Annotated in this window: 5 protein-coding genes; all 5 read right to left on the bottom strand. The window is 46.6% G+C overall.

Features of this window, described 5'->3' with window-relative positions; genetic code table 11:
- Positions 1 to 2: 2 nt before the first annotated feature.
- The 5 genes from DDA898_RS08270 to DDA898_RS08250 are packed head-to-tail and all read right to left on the bottom strand — an operon-like array spanning position 3 to position 19,838.
- Positions 3 to 7,754 (bottom strand): non-ribosomal peptide synthetase, encoded by a 7,752-nt coding sequence (locus DDA898_RS08270; RefSeq protein ID WP_038910875.1) that lies wholly within the window; start codon positions 7,752 to 7,754, stop codon positions 3 to 5.
- Positions 7,747 to 11,496: an ATP-binding cassette domain-containing protein gene (locus tag DDA898_RS08265; protein ID WP_038910874.1), complete on the bottom strand. Its 3,750-nt coding sequence runs from the start codon at positions 11,494 to 11,496 to the stop codon at positions 7,747 to 7,749. Before DDA898_RS08265 ends, DDA898_RS08270 begins: the two co-directional genes overlap by 8 nt.
- On the bottom strand, positions 11,493 to 12,215 hold the full coding sequence (locus DDA898_RS08260; protein WP_038900903.1) for a thioesterase II family protein: 723 nt from the start codon (positions 12,213 to 12,215) through the stop codon (positions 11,493 to 11,495). Before DDA898_RS08260 ends, DDA898_RS08265 begins: the two co-directional genes overlap by 4 nt.
- Entirely contained in the window at positions 12,208 to 16,800 is a 4,593-nt protein-coding gene (locus DDA898_RS08255; RefSeq protein ID WP_038910873.1) for a non-ribosomal peptide synthetase, read from the bottom strand. The genes DDA898_RS08260 and DDA898_RS08255 overlap by 8 nt, the downstream gene beginning before the upstream one ends.
- Complete coding sequence (locus DDA898_RS08250) at positions 16,800 to 19,838, bottom strand: type I polyketide synthase (RefSeq protein WP_050570231.1); 3,039 nt, start codon at positions 19,836 to 19,838, stop codon at positions 16,800 to 16,802. Before DDA898_RS08250 ends, DDA898_RS08255 begins: the two co-directional genes overlap by 1 nt.
- Positions 19,839 to 19,913: the final 75 nt, after the last annotated feature.

Raw genomic sequence — 19,913 nt, 5'->3', positions numbered from 1 at the left:
TGTTATTTGCTCCCTTCTCGGGCCAATTTATCCAGAAGACCGCGAATATCCTGTGGTGAAAGCACCGGTTTTATCTGGCGCGCTGTTGGCATAGACGCACTCAGTTGAGAAAGTGTTCTGTTAGGCTCTTTCACCCACGATGCCAATAAAGCAGTGAAGTACTCGGCTTGCTTATGAATGCGGTTCGGATGAAAAATGTCCCGATTGAAGATGAGCTGGCCCACAAGTTCCCCTTGCACCTCTTCGAGATTGAGAAACAAGTCAAACTTGGACTCCTCCAGCGGTAAATGCATAGGAGTAATGTCAAGACCGTCAAGAGAAACCGTTGCTGGTGAGGCGGTCTGCAAAATAAACATTGATTGGAATAACGGGTTAATACCGGGCAAACGTGGGGGGGTGATGCGTTCGAGTACCATATCAAACGGCACATCTTCGTTAGCAAAACCATCAAGCACGACTTTTTTAACCTGCTGCAAATAGCTGGATAACGGCATGTCTTCGGACAGATCAACGCGCAACCCCAACGTATTGACGAAGAAACCGATCAACCCTTCAAGCTCCCGACGCCGTCGGTTAGCAACAGCAGTACCTATGACAATATCATTGTCACCTGAGTAACGTTGTAGTACTACCGCATAAGCCGCCAGTAGCACGATATAGAGAGTACAATCATGGTGCTTAGCCAGTTGCTGCAATTGACTCAATTCGTTACGGTTAAGGCGAAGGGGAATTTCTCCCGCTCGCCCCACACCGGAGGAAGAACGGGGTTTATCTGCCGGTAAGGCTAAAATACCTTTATGACCGCCCAAATGTTGTTGCCAGTAGGCCAGTTGCTCAGAGAAATCGCCCTGTTCAACACATTCGTGCTGCCAGAGCGCATAATCACCATATTGAATCAGCGGCAGCGGTAATGATGACAATACCGGCTTAGTCTGGTGTCCCTGTTGCCAAAATGCGCTAACTTCATTCACCAGAATATTCATTGACCAGCCGTCCGAAATAATATGGTGCATATTGACAACTAATAAATATTCTTCATCTTTCTGCTTCTTATTCAACAGTAGTACGCGCAACAGAGAGCCATGAGCCAGATCAAATCCGCTTCTCACTTCCTGCTGAATATGTGAATGGATGTCTTCATCGCTCAATTTTTCAATATAGCGAAACTCAATACCGCTGTTTTCTTCCACATATTGGTAAGGTATGCCATCACGAGTCACAAATCGGGTACGCAGGATGGCATGTCGACTTACGACCTGATTGAAAGCATCCTCCAGACGATGAGGATCAACTTTTCCCTGCAATGTCCATGCGCCTGTCATGTTGTATTGACTACCGCCCAAGTTCAATTGATCCAAGAACCAGAGCCGCTGCTGGGGGAAAGAAAGTGGAAATTCGACACGTCCGGCATTGGCCTTACGTATTGGCGACATCACCACCGTTTGCCTGGCGGTTTCAACCTGCAAACTTATCAGACGGGCAAGGGCGGAAAACTGTGGGTGGGAAAAAATATCGCGTGCTGAAAGCGCGATGTTGAAACGCTCCTGAATACGCGTTGCCAGACGCATTACCAGTAACGAATGACCACCAGACTCAAAGAAATCATCTCCCACGCAAGGGACTTTCCCTAATAACTCAGACCACAACGATGCCAGCTGCGCTTCAGTATCATTGAACAACTGATTTGGTTGTGTGCTCTCCTGCGTTAGATCCGTTGGACGCGGCAGTTTTTTGCGGTCAATCTTCCCATTCGTCGTCACAGGAATTTGCACCATGACCATAAAGTGCAGAGGGATCATATAGGATGGCAAACTCTGCGCCAGGTGTTCACGCAATGTCTCCACACTATAGGGCTGCTGGCCATCCTTGTAGCTGAGATAAGCAGCCAAATACATGCCGCGAAAGTCATCCTTCCAAGCAAGCACCACGACTTTTTTAATGCCGGCAAGAAGTTGCAGATTAGATTCTATTTCACCCAGCTCAATACGGTAACCTCGCATTTTCACTTGGAAATCCGCCCGGCCAATAAATTCAATATTGCCGTCTGGCAGCCAGCGTGCCAGATCGCCTGTCCGGTACATACGCTCACTGGTATAGGGGCTGGCGATGAATTTTTCTGCTGTCACATCAGGAAGATTCAGGTATCCCCGGGATAATCCCTCTCCGACAATACAGAGTTCCCCCACGACACCTACAGGAACCAGGCGATCGCCATTCAAGATCATAATGCGTATATTGGGCAAAGGTTTCCCAATCGGGACATATTTCCCGTCTACCGTCCCGCGCTGATAAGGAAATACAGTGGCCAGCACGGTTGACTCAGTCGGTCCATAACCATTGAGGATGGTCATCGCAGGATTGAGGGACAGATAATTATCCAGTGCCTGTGCTTTGAAGGGCTCAACAGCAACCATCAGTTTATTGAGCACCAGCGGTACCTTGCTTTGGTGAAGCTCATCATTTACCTCATTCAACAATGAAGGAGGTATGTAAGTCAGTGTGATAGCCTGCTCAATAAGGGTCTGAGCAAGCTCTCTTGGCTCCACAAAATCCGTATTTTCATACAGCACCAGACAGGCACCAAACGCTAATGGAAGGAAAAGTTCAAAAATTGTCACATCAAAGCTGATAGAGGATAGGGTTAATCCTCTGTCTCCAGGACCAATATCACCCGCGTAACCGTCATACATTGCATAAAGAAAGTTCACGAATGATCGGTGTTCTATCATTACTCCTTTGGGTTTTCCTGTCGAACCAGAAGTGTATATAATATAAGCTAAATCAGTTGGTTGTACGCTATTTTCTAGTTCATGGCAGTATATTTCCTCTTCGGGAAATGCGGTAAGATCAATCACGTTACCATGAAAGGGAATAGCATTATTGCCTGGTCCGACCATAAGGAGAAACTCACTATGGCTGTCCTCTAACATGTAGGCAATACGCTCTGTGGGTAATTGAGGGTCAAGTGGTAAATAAACACCACCGGACTTAAATATTCCAAGAATACCCACAATGAGCTCGATAGAGCGCACTGCCATAATTCCCACCGGCTGGTTGGCTCTAACTCCTTTCGCCCGTAATAAGGCGGCCAGACGATTCGCTTTGTTATTCAATTGGCGATAGGTGAGTTGCTTGTTACCCAAGACTACCGCAGGACAGTCTGGCAAACGCGCTGCCTGCTGCTCAAATAAAGTATGGAAAAGTTTATTGTCCGGGTAGTCAGTTGTCGTGTTGTTAAACTCACAAAGAAGCTGATGTTGTTCCGTAGCGGAGAGCAGATTCACATCTTCAATCCTGACGTCCACATTTTCTGTCACCTGTTGCAGGATATTAATAAAATGCCCGGCCATCTGCTCAATGGTTGCCTGCTTAAATAAGCAAGTACGATAACTCCAGTTAAACCTGATCTGTTCATCTGCATCATAAGCGGTAATAGCTAAATCAAACTTGGCAGTTACAGATGCCAGCGGCCACGGAGTAAAACGTAACCCTGCAATATCCCATCGACCAGATTCTGTATTCTGTAGAGCAAACAGCGTATCAAACAACGGATTCCGGCTGGCATCACGTGGAATATCCAGTTTTTCCACCAACTGCTCAAATGGATAGTTTTGATGCTCAAATGCCTGCACCGCATTCTGTTTAACACTATGCAGAAACGTCCTGAAAGTCTGGTCATGGTGTGGTGTATTACGCATCGCCAGCGTATTGACAAACATGCCGATGACATTTTGTGTCTCGGCAAGCGGGCGACAGGCAACGGGTGACCCGACTACAATGTCGTGTTGCCCAGAGTACTTCGCCAGCATTACGTTGTACGCAGCCAACATCACCATATAGAGCGTCGCCCCGGTTTCCCGCGCCAGAGTGCGAAGTTTTCCACTTAACACCGGATCTGCACTAAGTTCGATGCTGCTACCGTCAAAATTCAGCACGGGCGGTCGTGGATAGTCAGTCATCAGATTCAGAACCGGAGCCTGATCAGCAAAGGTCTCTAGCCAGTACTGCTCTTCTGCACTAGACGCCGGACTAGACAGCCACTGATGCTGCCAGGCAGAGAAATCCTTATAGTGGATGCTCCGTGGCAGCGTCTGCTCTCCGGCATACAAACGGACAAAATCATCGATCAACAGCGCTATCGACACGCCGTCTGAAATAATGTGATGCATATCGAACAGTAAGATATGCCGCTCGTCCCCCACGCGCGCCACCCCCACACGCAATAGCGGTGCATGGCCTAAATCGAATGGTCTGACAAAACGGGTGATCAAATCATCAACCTGCGCGTCTATCACCTCATCCGTACTGATGGAAAAAGGAACGTCTGGATGTATTCGCTGTACAATGACGTCGCTCTCCATCGCAAAAGATGTCCGCAGACTTTCATGTTGCTGAATAAGCTGGAGGAAAGCCTCCTCCAGCCGCGTATGATCCAGTACGCCTTCTACTAACAACGCACCCGCCATGTTGTAACTCGTTCCCACCCCATTTAACTGTTCGATCATATACAATCGCCGTTGTGCAAATGAGGCGGGATAACTGCTCTTGTCACTTACCGGTACAATGACTATCTGCTCACTGGGTGAGCAATTGCGGATAAGCGCAGCCAGGGCTTTAACTTGCGTATTAGCGAAAATATCGTTGATTGACAGTTTGACGTGCAGTGTTTTGTTAATCTCGCCAATCAGAGTCATGGCTTTTAGCGAATGACCACCAAGCAGAAAGAAATCATCCTCAATACCAACATGTTCCACCGCCAGCAGGTGGCGGAAAATATCCACCAGTCGAGACTCAATGTCATCTGTCGGCGCCACATATTGTTGCCTTGCGTACAGACTGTTATCTGGTTCCGGTGTCGGCAACGCCTTTCTGTCGAGCTTGCCATTAGGAGATAGCGGCAGTTGATTCAACCGGGAAAAATGAGAAGGGACCATATATTCTGGCAGCGATTTAGACAGATATTCACGCAGCGCGATCAACGATAATTCTGTATCAGCCACCAGCCAAGCACATAAAAATTTTTCGTCACCTTCACCATAAGTCATCACCACTGCATCCTTTATCTGGTGATGTACTTTTAGCCTGGCTTCTATTTCGCCTAATTCAATTCTGAATCCACGGATTTTTACCTGGAAGTCCGAACGTCCCAGGTATTCAATCTCACCATTGTCACGGTAGCGAGCAATATCGCCCGTCTTATACATTCGCTGTTCGGCACGCCCGGCGAACGGATTAGCGATAAAACGCTCAGCAGTGAGCGTGGGCTGATTCCAGTATCCTCTCGCTAACTGACATCCAGCGATATATAACTCTCCGGCAACACCAATGGGCACGGGATTGAGATTTTCATCCAGGATATAAAGTTGTGTATTTGCAATAGGGTAACCAATTGGCACTATAGCAAGGTCATCTGTTGGGCGACATTGCCACCATGAAACATCCACCGCCGCCTCAGTGGGACCGTAAAGATTGTACAAAGTGCAATCAGAAAACTGACGATAAAACTGACGGACCAGCTCCACTGGTAGTACTTCCCCACTGCATACTACACGCTTTAGAGAAGTACATTCGCCACAACGCGGATTAGAGAGAAAAAGCTGTAACATTGATGGGACAAAATGAAGCGTCGTTACCGCTTCCGTAATGATCAGATCGATCAGGTACTCTGCATCCTTATGCCCTCCAGGCCGGGCAATCACCAGTTGTGCCCCCGCTAAAAATGGCCACAGGAATTCCCATACAGATACATCGAACGAATAAGGTGTTTTCTGTAAGACGCGGTCATCACTGGTTAACTGCAACGCCTCTTGCATCCACAAAATACGGTTACGTATACCACCATGCGTATTTACTACCCCTTTGGGTCGTCCCGTAGAACCCGAGGTATAAATCATATAGGCCGCATTATCCGCCGTCAGAGTGACGGAGTTGATAGGCACCACAGGTAAATTATCATCATCCACTACCAGTACGGTATCTTCGATGCCTGTAGCCTCCCATTGCCTGAGTAACGCTTTTTGCGTCAGTACCAAATTGGCAGAGACTTCATCAAGCATCCATTTGATACGCTCGACAGGCAAGTCTGGATCTATGGGTACATAGGCACCGCCAGCACGCATGATGGCATGAATAGCCGTTACCATATCTACAGAGCGGTGCATAAAAACTGGCACCATCGACTCTGCCATAATCCCTCGGGCGGAAAGCACTGCGGCCAAGCGGTCAATACGCTGGTCAAGTTGCTGATAGGTAAGCTGATGACCAGCAAAAGAAAGCGCCGTTCTATAGGGAGTCTCCCGTGCTTGTCTCTGCAACCAGTCATGCCCCCACCCTACATCCGGGTAGCTGCGCTTCGTCTGATTCCATTGCTGCAAGATTTGCTCACGTTCTTGCGAACTTAAACAGTCCAGTGACCCGATAGTACTGTCTGGTTCTCTGATTGCAGCACTGAGCAGATTAATAAAATGCCTGACAAATCGTTGAGCCGTCTGAGTGAAAAATAGATCCTGGTTATAACTCAGCGTGCAGTAAAGTTTATCCCGCCCTTGTGCAATAAAAAGCTGTAGATCACGTTCCAGCCACCGTTTTTCAAAAGCCAGCGATTCAAATACCAGCTCCCCCAGCTCAAGTCTTGCCCCATTCCAACCCTGAATAAATGGTGCGATATCTTCAATAAAGCGCGGATGGTCATAGACAAATTCAACGTCATAAAAAGGCGAACGACTCCTGTCATGCTGGAGAGCTATTTTCTGGTGCAGAGCAGCATGGGGGTAATCCTGTTTACGCAAATGTTTCGCCGTGCGCTGGTTAATCTCAGCCACTAATGCACGGAAAGGCATGGTTGGTTCGACCCGCTGGCGATTCACCAGAATATTGACGAAAAAACCAAACGTTTCCCGGAAATGTGCCCGGCTGCGCCCTGCACAAGGTGATCCAACGACGATATCTGTTTGCGCTGAATATTTATGCAACAACACGTTATATATCGCCAACAATACCGGATAAAGCGATACACCTTGTTTTTTTGCGAAGGTACGTAATTCTTCTTCCAGCTTTTCCGGTAGTTCGAAGCGGATTGATGCCGCATGATAACTCTTATTAACGGGGCGCAGCTTATCCTCGGGTAATTGCAGAACAGGAATATCCTGCCCTAGTTCTGTACGCCAATAATTTAGCAGCGCTTCTCCCTTGCTCCCCTGCATCACGGAAGACTGATAATTGATAAACTCAATGTAGTTATTCAAGCGTTCCTGCCACAGAGGCTCTTCAGGATGTTGACAGGCAAACGCTTTTCCTAACTCTTTAATAAAGTGGCTCATCGACCATAGGTCAACAGCGATATGATGAAAACCTAAGAAGAGTACCAGTTCACCATTCAGACAATGGTATAGTTTCGCTTTCATCAAAATACCGGATGAAAGATCGTACGGTTCGTCAGCTGCATCGGCAATATTGGCCAGCAGTTCCGAGTTATCCAATGCAGTCGCATCAATTTCCACAAGAGGTAAGTCAATGTCGTGCACGACCTGCTGGAAAATATCACCGTCATGCTCAACGTATTTCATACGCAGAGAATCATATTGATGAAATAAATAGTTTAACGCCTTATATAGTCGCGCAGGATCTTTACCCGATAGAATCTTCGCAGCAAAACTAAGATGATTAAAAGGTGTTTTATTATTCGCATAATGCTGAAACCAGAGTGCTCTTTGTCCATAAGAAAGTGAGGCTGGTTCCATACTCTTATTACTCATAGTAATTACCATCGTCCATAGTCGTATTTACAAACTGACCTTCAGAAAGAAGGATGATTTGCTCGCAATCCCTGATAGTTGACGCTCTGTGGGCGATAATCAGTACGGTAATACCATCAAGTACTGTTTTTAACTGGCGATTAATTTTCGCCTCTGTCTGCACATCAACATTGGACGTCGCTTCATCCATGATAATAACTTTAGGCTTTTTCAATAACGCCCGGGAAAAACACAGTAACTGTCGCTGGCCCTGACTAAAACTATTGTCACTATCAGAAAATACCGTATCGAGACCATCAGGTAAGCTTGTAATAAAATCTGGCATACCAACCTGTGCAATAGCGTCAATCAGTCGCTGATCGGAATATAAACCTTCGGAGTCAAGATTTACGCGGATCGTATCGTTCATCAGGAAAGGTTCCTGAGGAACAACCGCGATTAGTTCTCGCAACACAGATAAAGGGAATGTTCGAATTGATATCCCATCAAGTAAAATATCGCCGCTTGAAATCTCCGCCATGCCAACAAGTGCCTGAAGAATCGTACTCTTACCCGAACCGGTTCGGCCTATAATACCAACCCTTTCTCCTGGCTTAATCCTCAGACTGATATTTCTAAGCACATCGGGTAAGTGTTCTGCATAACGTACTGAAGTCGAAACAAACTCAATTGCCGCACCATGCACTTTATGTTTCCACGGTGCACCGTTGCCATTGACGAGTGGAAAACGTTGACAATCATTCTTTGGTTGGTTGCTGTGCTGCTTGCCGAATAACGTTTCTTCATTCTGCAAGTGAGTCAGTTGAACCAAACGCTCAACCGACGTGAGGTTGCCCTCCACCATTACAAAGGTTCTTGCACTCCAATTAAGTAACGTCCAGAAGCTAATCAGATAGGTGAGAACCACACCTGCCAAACCAGCGGAGATCCAGCCATAGCGTGCAGCCCCAAAAATTGATATCGCAGAAATCAACGAAATGACACCACTTAAAATTGGCACACGTACACTAAACCAGCGATCGGTCAATTCGTGTGCACGAGAAGCGCGCTGAAATGCATCATGCCGAACATCAAATTGACGGATAAAATAACGTTTTTGGTTTAATGTACGAATAGTCAATAAACCATCGAATGTTTCACTCAAATGGCTAAAAAGAGGCGACTGGGTAATTTGTACCAGCCGTTTTATCTCTCGAGAAGCGTTATTAAACTTACTCAACAAGCGAGAATAAAGCCACAGGATAGGAATAATACCCAGAATAATCCAGGGACTAACCAGGATTATCAAAACGATATTGACCAGACATTGAAAGGTAAAACGAACCATGTTTTCAAACATCCAGCTTAAATCATTTTCAATGACAAAAATATCTCGTGAAAAACGATTCATCAAAACGCCTGACATGGTGGCATCAAAAAAACGAATAGGTGCACGAGATAATCCCTCAAGCCCTTCCTGATGCAATATCCCCGAGGCTACGGCTGTCTGGCGAAACCAGAGTGCACGTTGCAGATAAATAACGCTTAACGCAAAAATACCAAGCCCAGCATAAATCGCTACGCTCAATAGCGGATTGTCTGCAATCTGACGTAACCACGAGCCACTGGTGAAAATCTGAGGGTCAGACAGCACGACAAACCAGAGATTTTGACTAAGAGGGAGCAAAACAGCCAGAATCACAGCAATCAGCAAGCAAGCAAATATAGCGCGTCGCTGTGGATGGTTTCGGCCCCCCGCCATCGCCCGCAAAAAATCACCATAAATTTGTCTGCCAACGCCGCCAAAACGCCGGCCTTCATCCTCAGTAATACGTAGTGGCTCGCTCGAACCGACATTAGTTAACGTCAGCTCTTCCGCTACAGAGGAGGATTCGTCTCCAGCAGAGACGACAGAGTGATGTGAATCATTGGCACAGAATGTACTGAAATCGTCACGTTTTAATAATTCCTCCAGCGTTCCCTGTGCCACGATCTCGCCTTCCTTCATAAAGACGATGTTGTCAAAACGGTGCAAAAAATTCAGCCGATGTGTGACAACAACCCGGGTAATCGATTGCCATTGTGAGAACAATAGATGCTCAACAATATATTCTTCTGTTCTGGCATCCAGGGCAGAAAAAGGGTCGTCTAACAAAACAATACCCGGTCTGGCTACCACTGAACGTGCCAGACTGATACGCTGCTTTTGTCCACCGGAAAGACCAGTTCCCCGCTCACCAACTTCCATCGTCATCCCGCCTGGCAGTTGGCGAATATCAGCGTCCAGAGCAGTGACTTTAATCGCCTGCTGTAACAGTGCCTCCGCCTGCTCTCCTTGTTGGCCCATAAGTACGTTCTCTTTCAACGTCGCATGAAAGATGAAAGCTTCTTGGGGCACATAAGACATCCGTGGCGCAGACTGTGGATCGATACCCTGCCATTGGATCACACCGGACACTCGTTCATCCTCTTCCAAGAGGGTACGTAGAAGAATACTCTTACCTGCCCCGACCGGGCCAACAATGGCCACCGCTTCTCCTGGACGAATAATCAGTTCTATCTTGTTTAGTAGCGGTTTTTCCTGTACGGCATTAGAAAAAGACACCTGTTGCAGCACCACCCCTGGTACTACATCTGATGCCGCAAGCGGTTTTGTGTCTGCGGTTTTTTCTTGCTGTAGAAAGCGCCGAACGCGTGTTCCGGCAGCCTTAACGCCAGAAAAAGTGCTTAGAATTTCCGGCAATTGTGCAAAGGGCACTTCAAGTAACATCAGTAAACCAAGGGAGGGAAACAGCACGGTAGGGTCAATCGATTGCCCCAATAACACACGTGTACCGAATGCCGCCAGACATACCAGTGTAGTTGTACTGCCAAATACAACTATCGATAATGCCGATTTGTAACCCCAATGGATTTGTTGCTGTCTTTCCTGTTGCCGCAATTGACCAATTTTATTGTTCAGCAGACCGAACAAACTATAAAGCTTTACCGTCCGAATACCGGACAACAACTGTGAAATCAGGCTCAGGCGGGCTTCTCTAAGATGAGTACGCGTATTGTCATATTTAACGAAGTGCTGCGTAATTTTCCATGCAACAGGCTGAAAAATTATTAAAACAGCCAAGGCAGCAAAGGTAGCCCATCCCAAATAACTCAGCAATACTGCGACAACCCCAATAAACAGGCTCAGTGCATAAAAACTATCGTTGACCAGATAGCCCAGCCGAGCCACTGCCTGTACATCGTTACCGACAGTATTAATCATATCACCGGAATTATATGTCGAGCGGGCAGCTACATTTAATGCCAGTATTTGTCGATAAATTAAAATATTGAGTAGGCGCTGATGAGCCTGAAAGGCAACAAAATCCCAATAAAAACAAAAATTTGTTATTATACCGCTTATAATGGTTGCGACAGCAAACAGAAAGGAATAAATGACCCCACTAGATAGACTAGATTGTGGTCCACTTATAATAACAATAAGAATCAACTTAATCATTACCGGGATACTCAACGTCAGAAGAACCCGGAACAGAGAAAAAAACAAGCCCAATAATATGGGTTTTTTATTTTTTCGGATTAGCGAGAGAATGAGTCCTCTCGTCGTAATTAAATCAACCTGTTCGCCATCACCTTTCTCATCATCCACAGGTAGTGGTGCCACATCATCGATCTGCAACAGACGATCACCACTAATATTAATAATGGGACTAACTTCCTGATAAAAAACCTTGCGAAACAAATCCTGAAGCAAATTCATTTTTCCCCAGCACTCCCTGTGGACAGCATGACTGAATTCAGATAGTGGCTTATTTCTTTATAATGTTGATCAATAAAAAAGTGCCCACCGTCAAAAAAACGATACTCGCATTTTCTCATACTTAAAGCCTGCCAGCCTGTTATCTCTTCTGGAAACAAGTCATCCGATTTGCCATTTAAAATGGTAAATGCCACATCAATAGGCCGAGGTGGTGCCTGAAATAAATAGGTTGCGAGCATCCGATAGTCTGCACGAATGATTGGCAAAAACAATGCTAATAAATCACAGTCGGCAAAGAGTTCGTCGGCAGTTCCCCCCAGCAAACGTAATTCAGCAATAAACTCATCCTCAGAAAGTAAGTGCATCTTTTTTACCGGACGCACAGATTGGGGGGCACGGCGTCCAGAAATAAATAAATGCATCGGCAGACGCTGAGCGTGGCGGACAAGCTTTTGTGCTACTTCAAAAGCGATACTTGCTCCCATACTGTGTCCCAGTAACGCATATGGCATATTCAAGCCATGCTGGATAATCTTATCGTATACCTCATTTATACAATCCTGAAATATTTCATAAGGAGCTTCATTTAAGCGACTACCGCGTCCGGCTAGTTCAAGAGGAACCCACTCAATTAATGGATGAATAGTAGACTGCCATTTGCGATATATACTGGCTGATCCACCAGCATATGGTAGACAAAATATTTTCATCTTATACATACCGCCCCCAGGCTGCAATTTTTGCGTCAGGGTTATTCACCATAAAAATGAGCGCTGAATCAATAGAAGAAAATATTTTCTCAGCAGTCTCTGGATAAAAAATTCTCTCCCGATACTCAAGAATGAGCGTCAGGCTGGATTGCTCTCGATAAGCCTCCAAACGAAGATCGAAACGCCCCATGATGTTATCATTCGGTATATCTTTGACATTAAAACCTGCCTGAGAAAAATTAAATGCATCATGTTCAACCCAGACCATCGTCGTATCAAAATAACCATTACTCCAATTACCATCCTGCTCTGATCGTTCTTCATAAAGCAGAATGGCCGGATATTCTCGTTTCTCATAGGATTGGCGTGAATGATATTGTGTTTGAACTAAAAGTTGCGTTACTGACTGGGCTACATCGATCTGTTGCCACACAGGGAGCGAATCAAATACCAGCCCGACAATGTTGTCATATTCCGGCTGGTCACGATCGGTCACCAGTGAAAGCAAAAAGAACTCACGTTGGTTGAACTGACTGGCCAAGGCAAGGGAAAAAGCTGCCTGGCAAATATTGTGTTCGCTAACGCCGCTGATTTTAGACAGCGCACTGATTTGTCCCAGTCGCGTCTCATCCAGCCTGAGCGTGAGATGCTTCGCTTTTTCTGCACTGACCTCGGTCAGTGTTTGCGCATCAGTACTCTGTAAACGCAATGCCCCCCGGCTAAACATGCGTTGCCATGCGTTCCTTTGCGCCAGTGCTATCGCACTGTTTGCCCGCGCCAAACGTTGTTGCACATAGGTTGGATAATCCATCCCAGGCTGCGGCAAGGAATGCCCGAGATATAAACTGACAAACTCGCGTAAAATTAGCGCTTTTGACGTAAAATCCGCAGCTATAGTGTGGTTATCGAAGAAAAAATAATGCCGCTGTGGGTTCACCGTCAGTAACTGCATCCTGAAGAGGGGCTCATCAGCAATGGCAAAGGGACGGACAAACTGATGCCACCGATACTCAATATCTTCTTCAGTGCTATCCGAGTAAGAGAAAGCAATATCAGCCGCAGAATTGGGAAACAAGCTTAACTCACCATTATTATCTGACACGATGTTCGCCGTCATCATCCAGTGACGCCTGCAGACAGCCCGGAAGGCTGCTTCAACCTTCTGCGCATCCAACGCGCCTTCCACTAATAAGCGATACGGCATGTTGAATACGGCTTCCCTTGGCATCTGGCCTTCCATACGATAAATACGCTGATGTTCGGGCAACGCAGGGATACGAAACGTATAATGCCGTGCAGAATTCAGCGGCTGTGGAGCCTGACTGGATTGCCTGGCCTGCTGATATAACTCAGTAAATCCCTGCAAAATAGAGTTGGCAAAAATCGCCGAGAAAGGCATTCCAACCCCGGTTTCCCTTTTGATCCGAGAAACCAGCCGCATCGCTTTCAACGAGGTTCCACCAAGTTTGAAAAATTCATGCTGTAAACCGATACCTGCCGCATCCAGATCCAGCACGTCGGCCCAGAACTTAGCCATCAGACGCTGCTCTTCGGTGACAGGTACAATTAAAGGGATAGCGGTGGACTCATCTGCTTTAGGATACGGAAGCGCTTTACGATCAACTTTACCATTAACCAACAAAGGTAGTGATGACAGGCATACCCAAAAAACAGGGGTCATATAACCTGGCAGGATTGACTCAATCTCGTTCTGCAAAAGAGCCAGTTCATTGCCGGCTTTCAATACCACATAAGCACAGAGCTGCTTGAGCGGTAAATGGCCCCATTGTCCTGCGACCACAACAGCCTCACGCACCCGCCCTGTCGCCAGTAACGCATGTTCAATTTCACTCAGTTCCACACGCATGCCATTAATTTTAACCTGATGGTCGCGACGTCCTAAGTATTCGAGCGAGCCATCAGCAAGCTCACGTACCAGATCACCGGTTTTGTACATACGTTTTGTTGGGTCCACCACGAAAACATCGGGCAAAAAAGCAGCCGCCGTCTTCTCTGGATCATCTAAATATCCGCGGCCGACACCTATTCCGCCGATATAGAGTTCACCAACACAGCCGCGGGGAACCAGTTGCAAATATTCATCAAGGACATAGAGCCACATTCCTCTTACCGTGTCACCGATGGGAATGGCAGAGCGTTCCAAGGGGGAAGACTTTGTTATTAGATGGTGAGTAACATCATCAGAACACTCGGTCGGACCATACGCATTGATTAGCGGAATATCCGGGTAACAAACGAACCAGCGGCGACAAAGTTCAGACAACAGTTGTTCACCATTCAGCATCAGCCAGCGCAACGGCAGCGCACCTGTAGCCGATAGAGAATCCTCGATTTCATCCAGCAACACAATCAGATGGCTGGGCACCGTTTCAAATACCGTGACACGATGTTTACAAATGCCTTCCAGCACCAGACTAGGCTGCCATGCACTGACACCATTAAAAATAACGGTCACACCGCCAGTCATCAGTGCAGAAAGAAACTGCCAGACGGATACGTCGAAACTTTGCGTTGCAGTTTCAGCCACTCGATCATGATGAGTGAGCTGCAAAACATCGATTTTCGCCCGCAGGTGATTGAGCATGCCCCGATGTTCGACCATTGCACCTTTCGGTTTACCCGTCGAACCTGAGGTGAAAATTATGTAAGCAAGCTGCTCTGGCACTACCGGAATGTCGGGATTGGTTGAGAGCTCCCCTCTTGTCAGAAGGGTTTCAATCAAAACTATTTCTACATTCGGACCAGCGATTTCACGCGCAATCGACAGATATTGCTTTTCAGTAATAATTAAACGACTTTTACTCTCGGCCAACAACGTGCGAATACGTGCATGCGGCAACGCCGGATCCACTGGCATATAACTGTATGACGCCTTAAAAACCCCTATCATGGCCGCCAGAAACTCAAGCTCCCGGTCCAGCCAGAGTGCAATAAGTGTTTCCCTGGGAAATTCTTTCCCAATCAGGCCACGAGCAACACTATTGGCCCAGCTATTTAATTCTGCGTAACTAAGCTGACGTTTATCACAAATGGCCGCAAGAGCATTCGGTGTTTGCTCCACTTGCTGTTCAAATACCTGTGTAAATACACAATCTTCTGCAATTACCGCCGGACCGCGATGCCTTGCCAGCGTCTCTGCCTGTTCTGCTGCATCCAAAAGTTTCAGTGCAGAAATAGCCTGCTCTGGTTTATCGACTAACTGGCGCGCGAGGTACCGGAAGTGGCTAGCCATACGTTGTATGGTTTCTTCGATAAACAGTTGAGTGTTATATTCCAGTCGGAACTCAATGCACTGATTCTCTTCCGTCATATACAACTCAAGGTCAAAATTGGCCACATTGCGTTGAAACGGATACGGGCTAATGCTCAGTTCCTTAAATTGTGATGTCGTTTTCTTCATATTGCTAAGCGAAAACATGACATCAAAAAGCGGATTACGATTAATACTGCGGGTAGCGCGAGTTTTCTCGACTAATGCTTCGAATGGATAGTCTTGTGCTTCAAGTGCAGAGGAAACAGTAATACCCAACTCTTTGATATAGTCAGCAACGCGTTTTGTTGCTTCAGGCTTGCAGCGTAATGCAATCGTATTAACGAACATCCCTACCAGTTCCTGCAATGCAATCTGGCGCCGTCCGGCAACAGGCGAACCTACAACAATATCATCTTGCCCGGAATCTTTAGCCAATAGCAGGGAGAATACACCGAGGAACAAGGTATAAGTGGTGACATTCAATTGTCTCGCCAGAGACTTCATCGAATCAGTTTCATTTGCCGTAAAAACAAATTCATAGTGCGCACCCACCGACGTCAGAATATCCGGGCGCGGGAAATCAGTTGCTAAATCCAGCACTGGCACGTCTGTTGCGTACATTTCCAGCCAAAAATGCTGCTGTTTTTGCGCCGCCGCAGATAAAAGCCATTGTTCCTGCCAAACAGCATAATCCCGATAGCGTAGTGGCAGTTGTGAAAGCGTCATTCCGTTATATAAGAACATCAAATCACGCAAAATGATTTGTTGAGAAATACCATCGGCAATGATGTGGTGCATATCTAGCAATAATAAATATCGCTCTCTTTCCACTGTTGCTAGCGCAATACGAGCCAAAGGTGGCTTGGCAAGATCAAAAGGCTGGCTGAACGCTTTCATCAGTGCTGGAATATCGTCGTCACGTACGTCCGTGTAGTGAATAGCAAGCGCAGCATTCTGTTCGATGGATTGCATGATCTCCTGCTCAACCAGGTAAATCCCGCTACGCAAGCATTCGTGGCGCTCTGTAAGCTGCTTTACTGCAACAGTAAAACGCTCAATATCGATTTTTCCTTCTATATAAAGTGCAAGCGGCAGGTTATAGGCGGTAGATTTAGGATCCAACTGATGCAAGAGGTACATCCGCTTTTGCGCAAACGACACAGGATAAAAAGGGCGATTGTCCACCCTGATAATATCCCCATTGCCCGGCACAACACTTGCCAACTGCTTTATCGCCGGATGCGCCGACTTTCCCGACGAAGTCTGGCTACGTAGCGTTGCTAAAAGCTGAGATTTTGCGTTACCTTTAGTATTATCCATTACTTATCCGCTCTATCTAACCAGGCTGCTAAAGTCTTCTGCACTTCATTCGCCTCTTCTTCGGTTAATGTACTAAGCTTATCCAGCATCTGGGCAGCCAAATTGCTAACTGTCGGAGCAGCAAAAAGGTCATTTACTGACACCTCAACCATGAAGGTCGCCCGAATCCGTTCCAGTAGTTGAATCCCAATAAGAGAATTGCCGCCAAGTTCGAAAAAATCATCATTTCGGCCGACAGGAGAAATCTGAAGCAGTGCTTGCCACATTTCGGCAAGGATCCACTCCAATTCATTCTCAGGTTCCACATAATCATTTCTGACATGATGTTGCCTTTGGCTCACATCGGGTTGCATAACAGATTGTTGCGTCGTAGTCAGTGCGCAAGGGGCAACGGCTTTACTCAAGCTGTAACGCTGCCTGTCAAAGGCATACAAGGGAAGTGCTACTTTGCACCGTACCTCATGGTGGTAAACCGAACGCCAGTCCACGTGAAAACCCACAGACCACAGGCGACCAATTGTCTCCATCAGGTAAGAGACATTGCTCTGCTGAGCACGGACAGATGACAGCAGTGGCATTACCGTTGCTGTACTGAGAATCTGACGGGACAATGATGTCAGCACCTGACCTGGTCCGACCTCGACAAAATGTGTAAACCCTTCGTCTTCCAGTAATCCAATCATCGCTGCGAAGCGTACCGGCTGTCGCAGATGTAAGGCCCAGTACGCCGGAGAACAGGCTTGCTCCTGAGTAATCCAACTGCCAGTAACATTTGACAGAAAGGGTCTAGTTGGTGGAGAAAGACGAATATTGCGTAACAATTCAGTAAATGGCGCCAAAATTGGCTCCATCATCGCGGAGTGGAACGCATGTGAAGTGTGGAGTAATGTTGAGGCAATACCGCTTTCTTTGAGCACCACACGAAGTGTCTCTACATCCGCCAGCGGCCCAGATATCACACAATTGCTCTGACTATTAACCGCTGCAATGTCCAGACTTGGGAATTCCTCAAGACGCTGCTGCAACGCCTCTTCCGCCAAAGCAACAGACAGCATGCTTCCGGTAGGTAACCCTTGCATCAAACGCCCGCGATGCACCACTAACATCAGTGCATCCGGCAACGACATAACCCCCGCCAGAGTAGCCGCCACATATTCACCAATGCTGTGACCTAGCATGGCAGCAGGCTCTATTCCCCATGACAGCAACAAACGAGCCAGGCAATACTCAACAACAAACAATGCAGGTTGTGCTATGGCAGTATTCTTTAGTTCCGCGGAGGCGAGCTCTGTATTCCCCGCCGAGGAAAAAATAGCCTGCCTGATGTCCTTACCAGCCAAATGCGGTTCCAGCAGCGCACAGCAACGATCAAACTCATTGTGGAAAAAAGGCTCTGACGAATAAACCTCACGTGCCATGCCAATATGCTGAGACCCCTGACCGCTGAACATCCAGACCATTCGGTTCTTATGTTCAATACTACCCACATTATCAACGGTATCCGCCAGTTTCGTAATAACTTCATCGATAGTATTGCCGACAATTGCCCGACGATATTCAAATTCCTGTCGCCCTGTTTGCATAGTGAAAGCAATATCTTCCAAAGCAAGATCTCTGTTTTTTTGCAGAAAATGTTGAAGATCATTGCAGTAACGCACAACGGAATTTTTTGTTTTTGCCGAGATGGTTAGAATGTGTGACTGACGTAGAGAGGGTATTGTATTAATCGATGATGGCGCCTCGGACAACACTATATGCGCATTAGTGCCACCAATGCCAAAAGAACTCACTGCGGCACAACGCGTATCTTTACTACTCGTCCAGGGTGTACTGCATGAATTGACGTAGAAAGGGCTATTATCAAAATCAATATTCGGATTTGGAGTCGAATAATTAAGACTTGCTGGAATGTATTTATTTTTAAGGGATAATACCACCTTAATTAACCCGGCAACGCCTGCTGCCGAATTAAGATGACCCAAATTGCTTTTCAGCGATCCCAGCGCACAATATCTGATCTTATCAGTATGTTGTCGAAAGGCATTAGTCAATGCAGCTATTTCAATGGGATCTCCGAGTGGAGTCCCGGTGCCGTGTGTTTCTACATATGAAATATGACCAGCATCTACACCAGCAATATCTAATGCCTCACTAATAACTTCAGTCTGCCTGACAACACTCGGTGCCGTATAACCAATCTTTTCTGCACCATCGTTATTTATTGCGCTGCCTCGAATTACCGCACAAATGCGATCATTATCCGCTATCGCGTCTTCCAATCGCTTTAGCAGAACAACACCAGCCCCATTGCCTTCAACCGTTCCGGCAGCATGCTTATCAAACGGGCGACAATGACCATCAGGTGAGAAGATCATGCCCTTCTGGTAGAGGTAGCCTCTGCTGTGCGGGAAGCTCACCGAAGCACCACCAGCCAGCGCCATATCACACTCACCATTGAGTAAACTTTGACAGGCAAGGTGTACCGCAACCAGTGAACTGGAACAGGCTGTCTGTACTGAAATACTGGGACCTGACAAATTCAATTTAAAAGAGACACGCGTAGCAATGTAATCTTTATCATTGCCAAGCATAAGCTGATAGGAATCATATTCCCGCAACAAACTGGGATTTTGCGTAAGATGATGTAACAAGTACGTGCTCATCCCGGCGGAGCCAAATACACCTACAGCCCCAGCCGCATCTAAATTACATCCTGAATCCTCGATGGCATGCCAACAACATTCGAGAAAAAGTCGATGTTGCGGGTCGATTAATGCTGCTTCAGCTGGTGATATACCAAAAAAACTCGCATCAAAATATTCTGGTTCTGTGATAGTCCCTTTAGCTCGTACATAGTCAGGGTTATTGAGCAATTGCGGATCCTCACCATCCGCTATTAATTCCTCATCAGTAAAATGGCTGATGCATTCTTTTCCTCTGATAAGCCACTGCCAGAACTCTTCTACATTTCGCGATTGCGGGAAATAGCCAGACAATCCAATAACTGCGATAGAGTGCTCATAATTTCCTTGATTCATAATATCCTGACTTATATTCACTTAATTCATAACAGCCACAAACCCGACAAGTAAGTACAATAGAATACAACGGAA

Source organism: Dickeya dadantii NCPPB 898 (assembly GCF_000406145.1).
Lineage (GTDB): Bacteria > Pseudomonadota > Gammaproteobacteria > Enterobacterales > Enterobacteriaceae > Dickeya > Dickeya dadantii.
Note: the sequence above shows the minus strand (reverse complement) of the source record. Positions and strands in the feature narration are given on the sequence as shown.